Source organism: Tritonibacter sp. SIMBA_163 (genome assembly GCF_046535935.1).
Classification (GTDB): Bacteria; Pseudomonadota; Alphaproteobacteria; order Rhodobacterales; family Rhodobacteraceae; genus Epibacterium; species Epibacterium scottomollicae.
On record NZ_JAWJBP010000392.1, the window covers coordinates 1 to 275 of the forward strand.

The window sequence follows — 275 nt, forward strand, 5'->3', positions numbered from 1 at the left end:
TGGGAAATTACATGGCAAGTTTTAATTGTTGGTTTCTTCTTTATTGGTCAGATTTTATTGCCGTTAGTGATAGGAATTGCTGGCATTAGTCCAACTGGTTGGGGCATTAAAGGAAAAGCTATTTTTGTTTTAGTTACGTATTTATTAATGACTGGTGGTGGCTTAGGCGTTCTTTATTTCTCCATTCGCGATTATTTTCCGTTGCCAGAAGGCTGGTTTAAATTAAAAGGAAATAATTGGCTTGTTTGGGGAATTGGCGGTTATTTGGTCGCAAT

General features: G+C 37.1%; 1 pseudogene. It reads left to right on the forward strand.

The features are described 5' to 3' along the window. Window positions 1-275, forward strand: a pseudogene (locus R0J92_RS22860) (CPBP family intramembrane glutamate endopeptidase); the annotation flags it as partial.